This is a genomic window from Williamwhitmania taraxaci (assembly GCF_900096565.1).
Lineage (GTDB): Bacteria > Bacteroidota > Bacteroidia > Bacteroidales > Williamwhitmaniaceae > Williamwhitmania > Williamwhitmania taraxaci.
The window spans coordinates 68,309-83,045 of record NZ_FMYP01000006.1; the positions used below are offsets into that span (position 1 = coordinate 68,309).

A 14,737-nucleotide genomic window follows, 5' to 3' on the forward strand; every position below is an offset into this window, starting at 1 on the left:
TACGTAAAACAAAAAGACTAACCCATTTAAGCTATTCAAATGGATTAGTCGTTCAATGAGGAAATGAAAATAAGGCTTTACAACTGACCGAAATGAAGCATGCTCGACACTTTTGATATCTCCATGAAGGTGGCGCCATTGCTATGTCCAAAGCTACCTCCTACCACGAGTACGAGGTCGTCGAGCTGGACCTTATTCTGCTCCAATAATGTTCTCATTGCCTCCCGGACAAACTCATCCTTTGTGAGTCGAGGCTCCATATAGAACGCTTGAACGCCATATGATAAGGCCAAGTGGCGCATTACATGCTCCTTGTAGCACATGGCGTAAACGGGAATCAACCCCCGGTATGCGGCTAAGTATCTTCCGGTACGGCCTGATAGCGTATCAACGACTACTGCTTTGATTGGAAGTAGACAGGTAGCCTTTACAGCTGATTTTGCCAAGACCGAAGTCACCACATTGTTGATACGTTTGAAGTCGATCTCGGCATCAGGCGGGAGTTGCGACTCAATTTCGTCGGCAACGGTAGACATAACGGTTACAGCCTCCTCGGGATACTCGCCATAAGCCGTTTCCCCACTAAGCATAATGGCATCGGTGCGCTGGTATATTGCGTTGGCGATATCGCTCACCTCGGCGCGAGTAGGGCGAGGATTGGTGATCATGGTGTGCAGCATTTGAGTAGCAATAATCACCGGTTTCTTGCTCTCGGTGCACTTGCGAATTAACCGTCTTTGGATCACAGGAATCTTCTCAGCCGGGATTTCAATGCCAAGATCACCCCGTGCCACCATGATTCCATAGGCATGATCGAGGATCTCCTCAATATTATCGACACCTTCTTGGTTTTCAATCTTGGCAATCAGGCGTATGGGGCTCTTCCGCTCATCCAGAATTTGTTGAATTCCGATAAGGTCTTCCTTTCGGCGTACAAAGGAATGTGCGATAAAGTCGATTTTTTGATCGATGGCAAAGTGAATGAAATTTATATCCTTCTCGGAAAGAGAGGGTAAGGAGATGGAAACACCGGGGATATTGACACTTTTGCGTCCTTTAATGGTGCCGTGATTCTTCACCTCGCACACTAAACTATCGGCGCTCTTAGAAATCACTTCCATGCCAATATCGCCATCGTCGATGAGCAGCGATGCGCCCACATGGACATCGGCCACGACATTTTCGTAGCTCAAATACAAGCATTCGCGGGAGGAGAGCTCTTCAGGGTTTCCACGAACAATAATTTTGTCGCCGGTAACCACATCAAACCCAGCGCCACTAATCATCTGAGTTGTGCGAATTTCGGGACCCTTGGTATCAACTAAGATGGCAATTTTGTTCGAAACTTTCCGAACATTCTCAATTAGTTTTATCGAATCAGACGGTGACTGGTGAGCGGTGTTCAATCGAACCACATTCATCCCTTCGTTGTATAATCGTTGAAGAAACTCAACTTCGCAACGCCTATCGCTAATTGTAGCAACAATCTTAGTACGTTTTACCATATTTTAGTGTTTATTTAATCATCCAAATCTTGCCAACAAAGCAGAAAAACAGTTTACTTTGGGCCAATTTCGTGCAAAGTAACCATTTTTTTCTCAGCCTTCAAGCAGGCAGATTAAAATTAATACATCTCCTTGATAATGCGAATAGAGGAAGCGATAGAAGGATATGCCAGCTTTTTAAGGTTGGAGAAAGGGCTTTCCGAAAACTCAATAGTGGCCTACACTTCGGACATGGATAAGCTGTGGCAATTCGCGAACCAAGAGTTAAATAAGCAAACGGTAGAGACGCTTTCGCAGCAAGACCTAGAAGCATTTATTGTATCGCTCGAATCGAATGGGCTAAACAAGCGAAGCCAGGCGCGGACGCTCTCCGGTGTAAAAGGATTCTTTAGGTACCTTATGCTCGAGGATGTTTTGGTAAACGATCCCACCGAGTTGCTCCTTGCACCGAAAGTTGGGCGAAAGCTACCAATTGTTCTTTCGACCGAAGAAATCGATGCGATTATTAGTGCCATTGACCTAAGTAAGCCCGAGGGTCAGCGCAATAAGGCGATACTGGAAACGCTATATAGCTGTGGATTGCGGGTGTCGGAACTGGTAGGGTTAAGCCTATCGAACCTCCACTTTTCGGAAGGATTTATAAAGGTAGTGGGAAAAGGGAATAAGGAGCGGCTTGTTCCGATAAGCCCACGAGCGGTGAAGGAGATTGAATACTACTATATTGATCGAAACAAGTTAACTCCCGACTCGGCTAGCAAAGACATTGTGTTTCTTAATAGAAGAGGAAAAAAACTCTCTCGGGTAATGATCTTTACCATTACAAAACTACTTGCGGAACAAGCGGGAATAAAGAAAACCATCAGTCCGCATACCTTTAGGCACAGCTTTGCGACCCATTTGGTGGAAGGAGGAGCCGACTTACGGGCCGTGCAGGAGATGCTTGGCCACGAATCTATCCTTACGACGGAGATTTACACCCACCTAGACACCACCTTCCTGAGGGAGACAATCATGCAGTTTCACCCAAGAGCGTAATTTTGCATTTGGCGGTGCAGCGCAGGCATGGGGCAATATCGACATAACACGTTACAGACGTATGCCTTAACTAATGCAATTATATATAGGATATTCGTGTGCATAATTATAGCTAGTGCGAATGCCATAAAAATGGTGTAAATTTGCCCTGTCGAGTGTACTCGAAAAGGAACACAAACAATTGCAAAGCTACATCATGGAATCAGCAGAGAACAGCATATTCAAAAAGAAGCTCAGCAGCGAACTTTCAACCGCACTTGAGGCAGCAGGAATAATTGAACCCACACAACTACAGCAGAACACGATTTCGAGGGTAAAGTCGGGAGCGAACTGCATCTGTATAGGCCCTGCCGGGTGTGGCAAATCCACAAGCATTCTGATAGGTGTTATTCAAAGCCTTAAATCGGCGCTAAACGATGTGCCACGAGCGATCATCGTGGTGTCGGATAGGGAAAAAGCGATTGAGCTAAAAGAGCGATTCAACGCCCTCGTTCGGCAATCGGAGCTGCGCGTATTTTGCGCGATTGATGGGGAGAAGCATGAACAACAAAAGGATAAAATATATGCCGGCTCTGATGTGGTAATTGGTACTGCTCGCCGGTTTAACGAGCTATACTCGAACAACGGTCTGAATCTTGCTGCGCTAAAAATGTTTGTAGTAGACGATGGCGAACTCGTTATAAAGAATGAAGTTCACTCGCAAATAGAGAGACTTGCCGGCGGTGTAGGAAAGGCTCAATGGCTGGTATATGGGCATACGTATACGGAGAAAATGCAACGCTTTGCCGAGAACCATATGGGCCTATATGAAGTAATTGAGGTAGAAGAATAGCCCTCAATCGATTTTGTTGGCGCCACGAAATAGGCCGTAACCACCATTGTAAGGACTGACAACCCCGGCCTGATTGCATAAAAGAACCACTTCAAGAACGGGAGTGGTTTTTATCATTTATCCTACTAATGATACGAGATGGAATACTACCGTAGCTGCAAACCACAATCGGGGCAAACATCATCGGTTTGGGATAGTGTCATTCCACATGCAGGACATTTATCGGTAACGACAATTGGTGTTCCATCGCCCTCTACTTTTGCTATCACCTCAAACTCGTGCTTACGTTCCAGCACTGCTTCCATTTTCTGCATTTCGGCATTGAGCGAGGTGGTGTGCTTTTCTTCGGCTAACGCGAGTTTTGCTCGATACTCATCGGCAGTAAGCTCATCGCGCTCATAATCCTTCTTGAGTTTTATGGTTTCGAGAAAATAGTCGCTCTTATGCTTGCTGTAAACTGCGGCAAACTCAGGTTCCATGAAAACATCCTTTGATCCTAGAACAACCAAGGCTATTGGTGTAAAGATAAAGGTAATAATACCCCAAAATGCTTGTGACCGGTTAAGTTGCCCTGCAACCTTAACACTCCACACGGTGCATACAACTTGTATGACTAAGTAGAACAAACCAACAAAAAATTCAGAGACACTAGCCTCGCTATCGGCAACGTCGAACATTGAGGCTCTATGGCCTACTAGGTAGGTTATTAAATTAAAAAAGATTAGTGCAACCCCAACATTAATCATACTAGGGTTTGTTTTGCCTTCGACGGAGTATCGTTGATCCATATCCACTATATGTGCAAGAATGAGTATTAAACAGAGATGCAACAAACGGTAAACACATTACCTCAATGCTGAAGCGAAGATAATAAATTATTCATGTGGGACATGGTATGTGAAAAAAATTGCGCGTAAGAATGCAAAATGCAATCAGTACGCGCAACATTAATGTGTAACTAAAATTTATATTGCAATAAACTTTTCTTGGTCTGTTTGGCAGAAACCACATTTAGGTTCTAACGTGGCCTTATCGTAGGTGTTGCCACATACAGGACAAACAAAATACTCGAAAGGAAGCGTTTTTTCGCCTGCACCATTTAATGCCTCAAGCGAAGCGGCGTAGAATGACTGATGTTTTTTCTCAGTATCCATAGCCCAAGTAAACGATTTGGTGGCTTTTTCTACCTTTTCGGCCTTAGCATCGTCGAGGAATCGGGGATACATGGAGTCAATCTCGTAAGTTTCACCTGTTATTGCAGCCTGAAGGTTTTCGGCAGTGGTTTTCACCTCAAACTCTGGATTAAACGCCTCCATAGCAACGCCAAGATCGGTAAGCACCTTAGTGTGGTTAGTCGCGTGAATCATTTCGGCCTTGGAAGCGGCATCAAAAAGTTTGGCGATGGTATCGTAGCCCTCTTCCCTAGCCTTTTGGGCAAATGCTGAATACTTGGCGCTAGCGGTTGTTTCGCCTTTAATGCCATCCTTTAAATTGGCAATTGTTTTTTCAGGTGCTGATTGATTACAGCTAGCTAAGGCAACTAAGCCTACGAAAGCAAACAAAAAAATTCGTTTCATAATTTTAAGTAATTTAAGTTAACAAACTATTAAAGGGGCATCATGTAGTTATAGACAAGCGTCCCCCCAAAAAAACCGGTAATACTAACTAAGATTGCTGCAGCCGCATAAAAACCGAAAGCCAACCATTTCAATCGGCTTCCCTCCTGCTTTTCCTTGAGCATATAAATGCGTAAAAGAGAGGTAATCACTAAGGCCGAAATGGTAAGCCAGGCAAACAACTCGTGCGTTTCCATCACTTCACCCGCAGAACCGGTCATTTCGGAAGTAAAAAACAATCCCGAAAGCAAGGCTGTCAGGGCAGTTACCGTTCCTGCCAATAACAGGTAAAAACCCATCTTGGACAAACAAGCCTCTTTCTTAAAGAAGAGCGAGGAGCAATCGGCTAAGAATCCAAACGCAACCAAGGCGATTGGGAAGTGCACCAACATGGGGTGAATGTGACTGAGTGAGAACATAGCGGTAAATTTTTATGGGTAAGTTACGAAAGTGCAGCTAGAAATCAAACATTTCGGACAAAAAACTTTTTCGGCGCTTTGTATGATCAGTATTTCCAAAGCCTTCACGATGATGGTTGTTGCCATGATTGGAACGGTAGCCATGGTCACGATGGTCATCCTCTTCGTTTGGCCAAAAGCCGGTTGAACGGTCGATGATTTTTTCTAACTCACCGCGATCCAACCAAACACCATGGCAGCTGGGACAATGATCGACTTCTACACCTTGTGTATTCGCAACTATAAGAGAGGTATTACACTTTGGACAATTCATAGCAATACAATATTTAGAGGTTATTTATTTCCCTTCCAAAAGGTTTCGATTACTCCACTTATTCCCTTTTCGGAAACAAAATCGAGTACACGCAAGAGATATGGAAACAGCGCAACCACAAGTGCAACTACTATTGCCAGCAGAAGAAGAAGGCCTAGTATCAAAAAAACACGGTACGTTGGATTCCTTAGAATAGCCAAAGCTATACGACTAACCCTATTTGTTTGGTATGATGAATGCTCATGGTTAGATTGGAAACTAGAACTGCGATGGTAATGCTCATGCTTATGATGATTACCCTCAACGTCAAAAAAATCGTCAAAACCCATAAATTACAAATTTCAAGAATACTAAAACTAGAAAAGCGCAGCATTACAGGGTTGTAAACGTATCAAGATACCAAGGTTCTCACCAGAGCAAACAAGAATAGAATAGCAACCATTTGGACTTAACCGAGGGTGCTGCGAAATAATCAGAAGTAGCTATGAAATTTTGGGCGGCTGCCAAATGGAGACAACGTAACGGGAGGAAAATTGACAGCAGAAATTGGCAATAACTCTTACAGAAAGGGTAGGCATAAACTGCACACCTACTCCTATAGCAGTAACTTCATGATCCTCGAAAGAAGATTCATGGGTATGATGGCCACTACCACCAAGGTCGCAGCAGGTGTTTTCAATCAGATTATGGTTAACCGATTTATCAAAAGCACTAACGCACCAACACACCAACCCAATAGCGAAGGATACGGTGAACAGAAGTATGGTAATGTGCCTAGAAAACGGTAACATAAGCGTTTTGACGAGACTTATTTAGCATGTAAGAATAAAAAAGTATCAGGTGGCATTACCACTTTTCAGCAATAATATCCTCCTTGCTCCAGCGTATCTCCTTTTCGAAGGGATGCACCCGAACGCTGCAGGTATATAAAGTACAACAGTGGCATAGCGTGTCGTTGCAAGCATCGGTGTGGACCGAGACATCAACGTTTGAACTGTAATGCTGTGTGATAACGTTCATGAGGGCATCACTCTCCTGGTGCGCATCCTTAATATTCAAATACCAAGGAAGAGTAATATCACAATCGACGTGGTGCAAATCGCCGTATTTCACAACCTTTAGGTTATGAACTTCTATCCAGCTTTCATTTTTATGCTCCCAAAGAATGGTGGCAAGTTTATCGATCTCTTTAAAATCGGCCTCATCCATAAGGTTAGCGACAGTCTCCTTCAGGATTTTCACTCCGGTAAAAATAATTATAAGGCCAAAAATAATAGCGATGGCACTGTCGAGCCAAGCAATCCTTGTAACGTAAAGAAGAATAAGTCCAATGACCAATCCAATTGAGGAGTATGTATCCGAATGCAGATGTCGCCCCCCGGCAACAAGCGCCATTGAGTTGTGCTTCTTTCCAATAAATATGCTGTAGTAACCAAGCCCATAATTAATCAATCCGGCAATGGCAACGATAATGATACCAATATCGAGGCGCTCAATTTGGGCAGGCACGAAGAGACGCTTTACGGCCTCAAAAATAATCATAACACCAGCCAAGAAAATCAAAATCCCTTCGGTTGATGCAGAAAGTTGCTCGGCCTTTCCATGCCCATAAGGATGGCTTTGATCCTTTGGTTTTAGTGCAATGTAAATGCTAAATAAACTAATAAAACCAGCCGTAACATTCACAATACTCTCCAGGGCATCGGTTAGAACACCAACTGAGTTTGTGAGTTGGTAGGCAATTAATTTGCCTATTAGCAGCAATACAGAAGAAATTGCAATAATGCGCTGTACCTTAAATTTGAGGTGATTAGGCTCTGCCATAGGGAATGAATTGACTCAAGAAGATGAGAGTGTAAAGGTTGTCAATAAATTTGAGAAAAAGGGATAAATGAAACCGATAATGAAACCGATATTTTTGGATGGGCGGTAAATGACATTTCAATGGTCATCCAAGCTACTACTGAAAAAAAAACTAAATATAAATTCGATTACTCGTGCTGGAAACTTGATCTATCTATCAGAAAAAGAAGAACACCTCCTACCCTCTTCTAAACCTGCCCAAAACATCTTTTCGCGAAAGTGAATATATGGCAAGGGCCACCCAAATGCAACCAAAGCTGAGCATATCGATATGCGTGAACCGTTCGTGGTAGAGAAAAATACCGAGGATTAGGCTCAGGCTTGGCGATAGGTATTGAATAAACCCAAGTGTTGAAAGCGGGACTCGCTTGGCGCTCTGCGCAAACAGCAGCAACGGCACTGAGGTAACCACTCCGGTGAGGACAATCAGAATCACCGTTGTCAAAGTGATAGGACTGTAAACGCTGTCGGCACGACTGAACTGAACTAACAGAAAACCTAAGGCAAGGGGAGCAACCAGCATAGTTTCGGCACCAAGGCCTGTGAGCGGTGTTAACGTGGAGAGTTTTTTCACCAGTCCATATATTGCAAAGGAGGTAGCTAGGGTTAAGGCAATCCATGGAACCCTTCCATACTGATAGGTTAGAAAGGCAACGCTAATAAGGGTAAGCCCTATGGCCACATTTTGCCACACATCGGAGCGTTCCCGAAAGACCAATCGCCCCAATAAAATTGTCAAAAGTGGATTAATGAAGTAGCCTAGGCTCGCCTCAACGATATGGTTGTTGTTTACCGCCCAAATGTAGAGTAGCCAGTTGGTGCTTATAAGGATTGAGGCCAGCCCTACAGCGAGGAAGCTCCGAAGACTTTTAAAAGCGAGTTTGAACTCGCCCCACTTTCGCATGCCACTAATAATGACAGCGAGAAAAAGAAAGGACCAAAAGATGCGATGTGCAAGAATATCGGTAGCAGGAATCTGCTTAATAGACTTCCAGTAAATGGGTAATATTCCCCATATACCGTAGGCTGCGATGGCGTAAAACACACCACTATGTTCTTTATTCGATGTTAACGAGGAAATGTGCTTTAGCATGGTAGCGAATAGTGCAAGGAGTCAGTAGTTTTGAGTTTGAAACGATGTAAAAGCACTAATTGCCAAGCATCACCGCAGTAAATTATTAATGCCATCTGCTATTATTCCCCTAGAATCGGTAACCAAAGGTTAAATAGGCTGCGGTGTTTCGAACATTTCCTGGAGTGTTTGAATTGAGTATGTCCGTCAGACCCCTCTTAACAATGCATCCAAATTGATACCCCATCGCTTCAAGGGAGATGCCATAGCTTAAACCATAATCGGAGCGGTTTATGTGGTTGTCAAAGTCGATGCTTTTTCCGCCAACATTGCCAGCGAAAGTGTAGCTATGGTACCCACCCAGAACAAGACACACTCGACCGTCAACCATATCGTTATTAATCAAAGCGAAGAGAAGATTGCAGGGGGTATTGAGTGCATGGGTACGCATGTTTCCGTTTGCCGTTTTACTGCCCATGGTCTCGTATTGAACCTCCGGCTGAAGGAATAACCTTTTGCTCAGCATTACTCGAGCATAAACACCTACTTGAGCTGCAAACAGGGCTTGCCCCTGAAAAAACTCATCGGGATAGTCTTGCTTACTTCTTCCTATTGCCCCTTTAATACCTGCGGTAAATCGTTTGGTCGATCCGTGTTTAGCAACATTAGAAAAGGCTTTAGATGGAACCAGAGATTCCTGTCCAGAGAATTGAACAACTGCTTCCAAAAGGAAATCGGTAACGGTTGCCATTCCATCGTAGTCGAGAAGATTGGCATCATCGCCGGGCTGATGGTAAGGCGACAGAGTCCCGGTGGTTGGGGCGATAGCAGGAATTCCTATTTTGCCGAAAGGATAGGTATCGGTTCTGTTTTCGATAGCAAACCCCATTTCGGTAAGTTCAATCCCATGTTTCCGAGCGAGATCTCCGAAAATAGCATTACCATTCTCAATAGTAGCCGATCCCTTAAGGTTTAATCTCTTATTTGCCTTTAGCATCCCCACCATATCCACGCCAATCATAAGCTTCACCTTGCCCATGGGAATTATGGAATCATTGACCAATGCGGTGGAGCCGTTGAGACCGCTCTCCTCCCCGTCGAAACCAATGATGATTACGCTTCGCTTAAGAATCGTTTTTTGCAACACAAGTAGCCTGCCCAATTCAATGATGGTGGCCACACCAGAGGCGTTATCGTCGGCGCCATTATACACAATATCTTTACCATTTACATGATCGTAGCCTATGTGATCGTAATGCGCACCGATTACGATACATTCGTTTTTTAGATTTGGATCGGAGCCCTCGATAATGCCAATAACATTATTACCAAAGGCACGAACAGGACCTTGCTTAAACGAAAATGGGTGAGAAAAACGTCCTTGGTATGGTTTTACACCAACGAGTTCGAGCTGCTTAGAGATGTAATTCGCCGCAACAAGGCCCTGTTTTGAACCAATAGCGCGCCCCATCATGGAATCGGCGGCTAGCGTATATACATGGTTCGAGAGCAGATCCTTGGAAGCAGCTGTTTGTGCCGAAGAGATGCTTCCCAGAGAGAGAGAAAGCCCGACTAGAATTACAAAACATTTTCTCATAGATGCAAAATTTACAGAGAGTTGGTGTTGGTAAGCGTTTGCTTGGATTAGAATACCTGATAGGACTCCATCTTGGCTATCGTAAATCAAAGTTAGCTATTTACTTGAATCGATGGACTGTTGGAATGAATTGTTTGGAAATCGTTTAGTCGCCACATAAAATAAAGTGTTGCTGGGAGAGAAATTCATGCGTTTGACGGATAACGATACATGCAGGACACTGACGCTTTTAGTTGCTCCTTACAATTTGTGCTTATCACTAATCACTTTTTACTACATTTACCCCAAGCAATGGGTCCCAAACAATCAACCGGCTTATGAACGAGAGAGAAAACAAAATAGACCAACTTACCGCCAAACTGGAAGAACTATCGAAAAGGCAAGGGCTTTTTCAACGAGATATTGACGCATTAAAAGAGGAGTTGGATATGCTTAGGTATGCCGAGCCCTCGTTTAAACCACAAGCAGAACAACCGTTGGTTGCGAAAGCACCTGAGGTATTAATCTCGGCAGAACCACCTAAGGTTGTTGTAGCGAGAACGATTACTCCTCCGGTAACAGAATCGGCAAAGGCGAAGAAAGTCTTTAACCTTGAGAAGTTTATTGGTGAAAACCTCATCAACAAGATAGGGATTGCCGTATTGGTGATTGGCGTTGCCATTGGTGCCAAATATGCCATTGAACACCAACTCATCAGCCCACTTACTCGCATTATACTAGGTTACCTAATGGGGCTAGGGTTGCTTGGAGTTGCCATTCGGCTCAAAAAGAACTACGAAAGTTTCAGCGCAGTGATTCTTAGCGGGGCCATGGCGATACTCTACTTTATCACCTTTGCCGCCTACTCGATATACCATCTTCTACCACAGGAACTAACTTTTGCAATAATGGTAATGCTCACAACCTTTACCGTTTTTGCAGCACTAAAGTATAGCATGCAGGTTATTGCTCACATTGGTTTGGTGGGCGCCTATGCAGTGCCATTTCTGCTGAGCAAAGGCGAAGGCAAGGTTGCAATTCTGTTTAGCTACATGGCAATAATAAACGCTGGGATCTTGGTAATTGGATTCCGTAAGTATTGGAAGGCACTATACTACTCCTCGTTTGCCATTACCTGGCTAATTTACATGAGTTGGATTGCTACAAAATATGATATGGCCCAACACTTTGGGTTGGCACTAACATTTTTAGCCATTTTCTTTGCCATATTTTACACCACCTTCTTGGCCTATAAGCTGAAGCGTCTCGAAAAGTTCGTAATCACCGACGTAGGCTTACTTCTCCTAAACTCTTTTCTTTTCTTCGGATTTGGTTACGGAATTCTGGTTGATCATCCGTTGGGTGGCCAGCTGCTAGGCATCTTTACGGTTATTAATGCGCTTATACATTTTGGTGTTTGTACGGTAATATATCGTTTAAAACTTGCCGACAGAAACATGTTTTACCTCATGGCTGGGCTCGTGTTAACCTTTATTACCATTGCCATTCCCGTGCAGCTGAATGGCAGCTGGGTTACCTTGGTTTGGGCCGGTGAAGCAGCATTGCTCTTTTGGATAGGCCGAACTAAAAACGTTACCGCTTACGAATGGATGTCCTATCCGCTCATTATCCTTGCATTCATAAGCATACTGCAAGACTGGCAGGGCGCTTATGGGCAGTATATGAGCACAATTGATTACACCCCTGTATTCAACATAAATGTACTTACGGCTATGCTCTTTGTTGCTGCCATGGGTTTTATTATACGGATAAATCATACCTACCAAGGTACACAGGAACCGAATGGGAAGGGTGGATCAGTATTTATTGCCATTGCGACTCCTGCCATCATGCTGATTGTGCTCTACTCTATCTTCAGTTTAGAAATATCGGAATACTGGAATAGACTATATGCGAGTTCCGCAATAGAGTTAAAGGAGGCAGGACTCGATTATGCTGAAACTTATTATAATAACGATTTGGGTTACTTCCGTACCATCTGGCAGATTATCTATTCCTTTGCGTTTTTCTCCATCCTTGCGCTGGTAAATATTCGGTGGTTTAAGCGGAAGAGTTTGGGATATGTGAGCTTGGTTCTCTTTGGTTATGCATTGCTTCTGTTTCTGTTCTACGGACTTTACATATTAAGTGAACTTCGCGACAGCTATATCCACAAGGAATTGGGGCTATATTTTAAGCACGGTGGTTTCAATGTTGGTATTCGCTACATTGCCTTAGCCCTATTGGGGGTATTGTATTTTTCCATATTCAAACTTCTCAAAGAGGTATTGCAGAACAAGGCCTTGCGGGTGACTTACGACATTGTGCTATTCACATCCATTTGGTGGATCGCCTCCAGCGAACTTATCAACCTTATGGATCTTTTTTACTTCGAGAACCCATACCGATTGGCTTTAAGCATAATGTGGGGCATCATGGCGCTCCTCTTTATCATCTGGGGGATTTCAAAAAAGAGAAAGCATATCCGCATACTAGCCATTGCAGTGGCGGGCATCACCCTGATAAAGCTCTTCGCTTACGACATGTCGCACTTCGACACTATTGCGAAGACCCTTGCGTTTGTGTCGCTGGGTATACTCCTTCTGGTGATTTCATTTCTTTACAACAAGTATAAGCACTTTATTTTCGACGACAATGATACAAACCCGTAGCCTTTGGGCAATACTCCTTTCTATATGCTGCTGCACTACTGCCTTTGGGCAAACGAGCAGCAACTACCGCTACCATCGACCCATTACCGGTATTACCGAAACGTGGCATAAGCTTACCCTTCCCAACGAGTTGATTGGGAAGTTATCGCCTGATTATTCGGATCTGCGCATCTTTGGAATCTCCAATAACCACGACACTGTTGAAGCACCTTACATTCTTCGACAGGCACAGGAACGATCATTGCAGCAGGAGATACCATTTAAGATCATCAACCGTGCGCACACCGAATTGGCCTCCTTTTTTACCTTTGAGGTTCCTAAAAAGGAAGCCATCAACTCCATCAGGTTAGTATTTGAGGAGCAAAACTTCGATTGGCGGCTCAACCTCCAAGGAAGCCAGGACAACCAAACCTGGTATACCCTTGCCGAGGATTACCGTATCCTTTCAATTAACAATTCCCATACTCAGTATAAGTTTACAGAAGTTGAATTTCCAGATGCCAAATATCGCTACTTGCGCGTGGAACTTTTGGTGAAGGATAGACCTAAACTTGTTTCGGCAAACTTACTGCACACTGAGACTATAAAGGGAAACTATGAAAGTTATGGTGTCTTTAAGCCAAACGTAACGAATAATTTAAAAGCGAAACAGACCATTGCTTCGGTAAACCTGTCTGGCCTTGTGCCCATATCACACGTAAAACTATGGATTCGGGAGAAGTTCGATTACTACCGACCCATAACGATAGCTTACATTTCGGACAGTGTAACAACGGAAATGGGTAACGTCTACTCCTACGAAACGCTTTACTCCGGAACGCTTACCTCGCTTGAGAAACGAAGCTTTGAGTGCGACAATGCCGTGGCCAAGCGTATCGCAATAACCATCGATAACTACGACAATCAACCGTTGACGATTGATTCGGTAGAAGTTTGCGGTACTGTTTATGAGCTAATTGCTCGCTTTACACAAACGGCCGACTACACACTTGCCTATGGCAATAAGAACGTAAACACACCAACCTATGACATTGAGCAATTCACCGACAAGATACCAACAGAGATGAAGAGCCTCAAACTTGGAGTGGAAGAGGAACGCGGTGTAGTAACCGAGACAACCTTACCCCTATTTCAAAATAAGCTGTGGCTATGGTTGGTGATTGGTGCAATTGTGGTTATTATGGGATACTTTACCCTACGAATGATGAAACAGGAATAAAAGCGCTATTTAGAGATAGTTACCCTTCACAATAGAGCACGGAATAGAACTTAGTAAAAAGGGGCTTCACGATGGTGAAGCCCCTTTTGTTTATAAGAAGCATTGGCTACTTAGCGATGCAGGTGCGAACTAACTGTTGTAGGTTCTCGGCACGATGCTGGAGATCGCGAGCATCAAAAAGACGATCGACACCAAACTTATAGAAGGTATAGCGCGCATCGGGAAGGGAGGCATCCTTAAATACCAGTACCAAATCGATAAGGATGAGGCTGCCTCCATCGGCATCGCTTTTAACATTGCAATTCTTTAGCTGAGCAATGTCAATGACTTCGCCCTTGGCATCCAAATTGCGCTTATCGACCACGGCAAGCTTACAAAGCCGGCTATCAAGAAATATAATCCAATCCTTTACTTCGACTCTTTCGCTATCGCTCATGCCCGAGTTGGCGAGCAATGATTTAATTGTGGTGTTGAGCTTCAACTTTTTCTTTGCAGAAAAGAACTTTATCAGAAAATAAGGAACAATGAAAACGGCTAGAAAAATTAACCCGATAATGATCATTTGAGTATCCATGATTTAAATTTTTTGTAAGTAAAACAACAATGCACAGGCAC

15 protein-coding genes are annotated in these 14,737 nt (G+C 43.8%); 6 read left to right on the forward strand and 9 right to left on the reverse strand.

The genetic code is table 11. From position 1 onward, the window contains the following. Positions 1 to 77: 77 nt before the first annotated feature. The gene (gene pyk / locus BLS65_RS02800) at positions 78 to 1,505 is read right to left on the reverse strand and encodes a pyruvate kinase (RefSeq protein ID WP_092435535.1); all 1,428 of its coding nucleotides are present in this window, start codon (positions 1,503 to 1,505) and stop codon (positions 78 to 80) included. A gap of 138 nt (positions 1,506 to 1,643) precedes the next feature. On the opposite strand from pyk, the gene xerD reads away from it, so the two are divergent. Both xerD and BLS65_RS02810 read left to right on the forward strand, forming a co-directional pair. After that, a complete protein-coding gene (gene xerD, locus BLS65_RS02805) occupies positions 1,644 to 2,540 on the forward strand; it encodes a site-specific tyrosine recombinase XerD (RefSeq protein ID WP_092435537.1) in 897 nt (298 codons plus the stop codon). A 196-nt stretch (positions 2,541 to 2,736) separates the two neighbouring features. After that, positions 2,737 to 3,372: a DEAD/DEAH box helicase gene (locus BLS65_RS02810; RefSeq protein ID WP_092435539.1), complete on the forward strand. Its 636-nt coding sequence runs from the start codon at positions 2,737 to 2,739 to the stop codon at positions 3,370 to 3,372. Between the two features lie 146 nt (positions 3,373 to 3,518). On the opposite strand, the gene BLS65_RS02815 is transcribed toward BLS65_RS02810, so the two are convergent. The 4 genes from BLS65_RS02815 to BLS65_RS02830 form a co-directional block, all read right to left on the reverse strand. Beyond that, positions 3,519 to 4,118 carry a hypothetical protein gene (locus BLS65_RS02815; protein WP_212590493.1) on the reverse strand — a complete coding sequence of 200 codons (600 nt, stop codon included), beginning with the start codon at positions 4,116 to 4,118 and terminating at the stop codon, positions 3,519 to 3,521. A 219-nt stretch (positions 4,119 to 4,337) separates the two neighbouring features. After that, positions 4,338 to 4,949, reverse strand: a complete 612-nt coding sequence (locus tag BLS65_RS02820) for a ferritin family protein (RefSeq protein ID WP_092435545.1) — start codon at positions 4,947 to 4,949, stop codon at positions 4,338 to 4,340. A 29-nt stretch (positions 4,950 to 4,978) separates the two neighbouring features. Beyond that, positions 4,979 to 5,407: a DUF2231 domain-containing protein gene (locus BLS65_RS02825; RefSeq protein WP_092435549.1), complete on the reverse strand. Its 429-nt coding sequence runs from the start codon at positions 5,405 to 5,407 to the stop codon at positions 4,979 to 4,981. Between the two features lie 37 nt (positions 5,408 to 5,444). Further along, positions 5,445 to 5,720, reverse strand: a complete 276-nt coding sequence (locus BLS65_RS02830; protein WP_092435552.1) for a TFIIB-type zinc ribbon-containing protein — start codon at positions 5,718 to 5,720, stop codon at positions 5,445 to 5,447. Positions 5,721 to 6,253: 533 nt separating this feature from the next. Here BLS65_RS02830 and BLS65_RS17910 point away from each other — a divergent pair. After that, positions 6,254 to 6,508 (forward strand): hypothetical protein, encoded by a 255-nt coding sequence (locus BLS65_RS17910; RefSeq protein ID WP_125869746.1) that lies wholly within the window; start codon positions 6,254 to 6,256, stop codon positions 6,506 to 6,508. 58 nt (positions 6,509 to 6,566) lie between these two features. On the opposite strand, the gene BLS65_RS02840 is transcribed toward BLS65_RS17910, so the two are convergent. From BLS65_RS02840 to BLS65_RS02850, 3 genes are all read right to left on the reverse strand, one after another. Continuing rightward, complete coding sequence (locus BLS65_RS02840; RefSeq protein WP_092435557.1) at positions 6,567 to 7,544, reverse strand: cation diffusion facilitator family transporter; 978 nt, start codon at positions 7,542 to 7,544, stop codon at positions 6,567 to 6,569. 217 nt (positions 7,545 to 7,761) lie between these two features. Continuing rightward, positions 7,762 to 8,676 carry an EamA family transporter RarD gene (gene rarD / locus BLS65_RS02845; protein WP_092435560.1) on the reverse strand — a complete coding sequence of 305 codons (915 nt, stop codon included), beginning with the start codon at positions 8,674 to 8,676 and terminating at the stop codon, positions 7,762 to 7,764. Positions 8,677 to 8,785: 109 nt separating this feature from the next. Further along, the gene (locus BLS65_RS02850) at positions 8,786 to 10,252 is read right to left on the reverse strand and encodes a M28 family peptidase (RefSeq protein WP_092435562.1); all 1,467 of its coding nucleotides are present in this window, start codon (positions 10,250 to 10,252) and stop codon (positions 8,786 to 8,788) included. A 2-nt stretch (positions 10,253 to 10,254) separates the two neighbouring features. On the opposite strand from BLS65_RS02850, the gene BLS65_RS18165 reads away from it, so the two are divergent. The 3 genes from BLS65_RS18165 (at position 10,255) to BLS65_RS02860 (ending at position 14,122) form a co-directional block, all read left to right on the forward strand. After that, positions 10,255 to 10,401: a hypothetical protein gene (locus BLS65_RS18165; RefSeq protein ID WP_170829981.1), complete on the forward strand. Its 147-nt coding sequence runs from the start codon at positions 10,255 to 10,257 to the stop codon at positions 10,399 to 10,401. A 168-nt stretch (positions 10,402 to 10,569) separates the two neighbouring features. Then, positions 10,570 to 12,903: a DUF2339 domain-containing protein gene (locus BLS65_RS02855; protein WP_092435565.1), complete on the forward strand. Its 2,334-nt coding sequence runs from the start codon at positions 10,570 to 10,572 to the stop codon at positions 12,901 to 12,903. Continuing rightward, a complete protein-coding gene (locus BLS65_RS02860) occupies positions 12,887 to 14,122 on the forward strand; it encodes a DUF3999 family protein (RefSeq protein WP_092435568.1) in 1,236 nt (411 codons plus the stop codon). Before BLS65_RS02855 ends, BLS65_RS02860 begins: the two co-directional genes overlap by 17 nt. 106 nt (positions 14,123 to 14,228) lie before the next feature. Here the strand turns inward: BLS65_RS02860 and BLS65_RS02865 are convergent, their stop codons facing one another. Further along, the gene (locus tag BLS65_RS02865; RefSeq protein WP_092435571.1) at positions 14,229 to 14,696 is read right to left on the reverse strand and encodes a hypothetical protein; all 468 of its coding nucleotides are present in this window, start codon (positions 14,694 to 14,696) and stop codon (positions 14,229 to 14,231) included. Between the last annotated feature and the right edge of the window lie 41 nt (positions 14,697 to 14,737).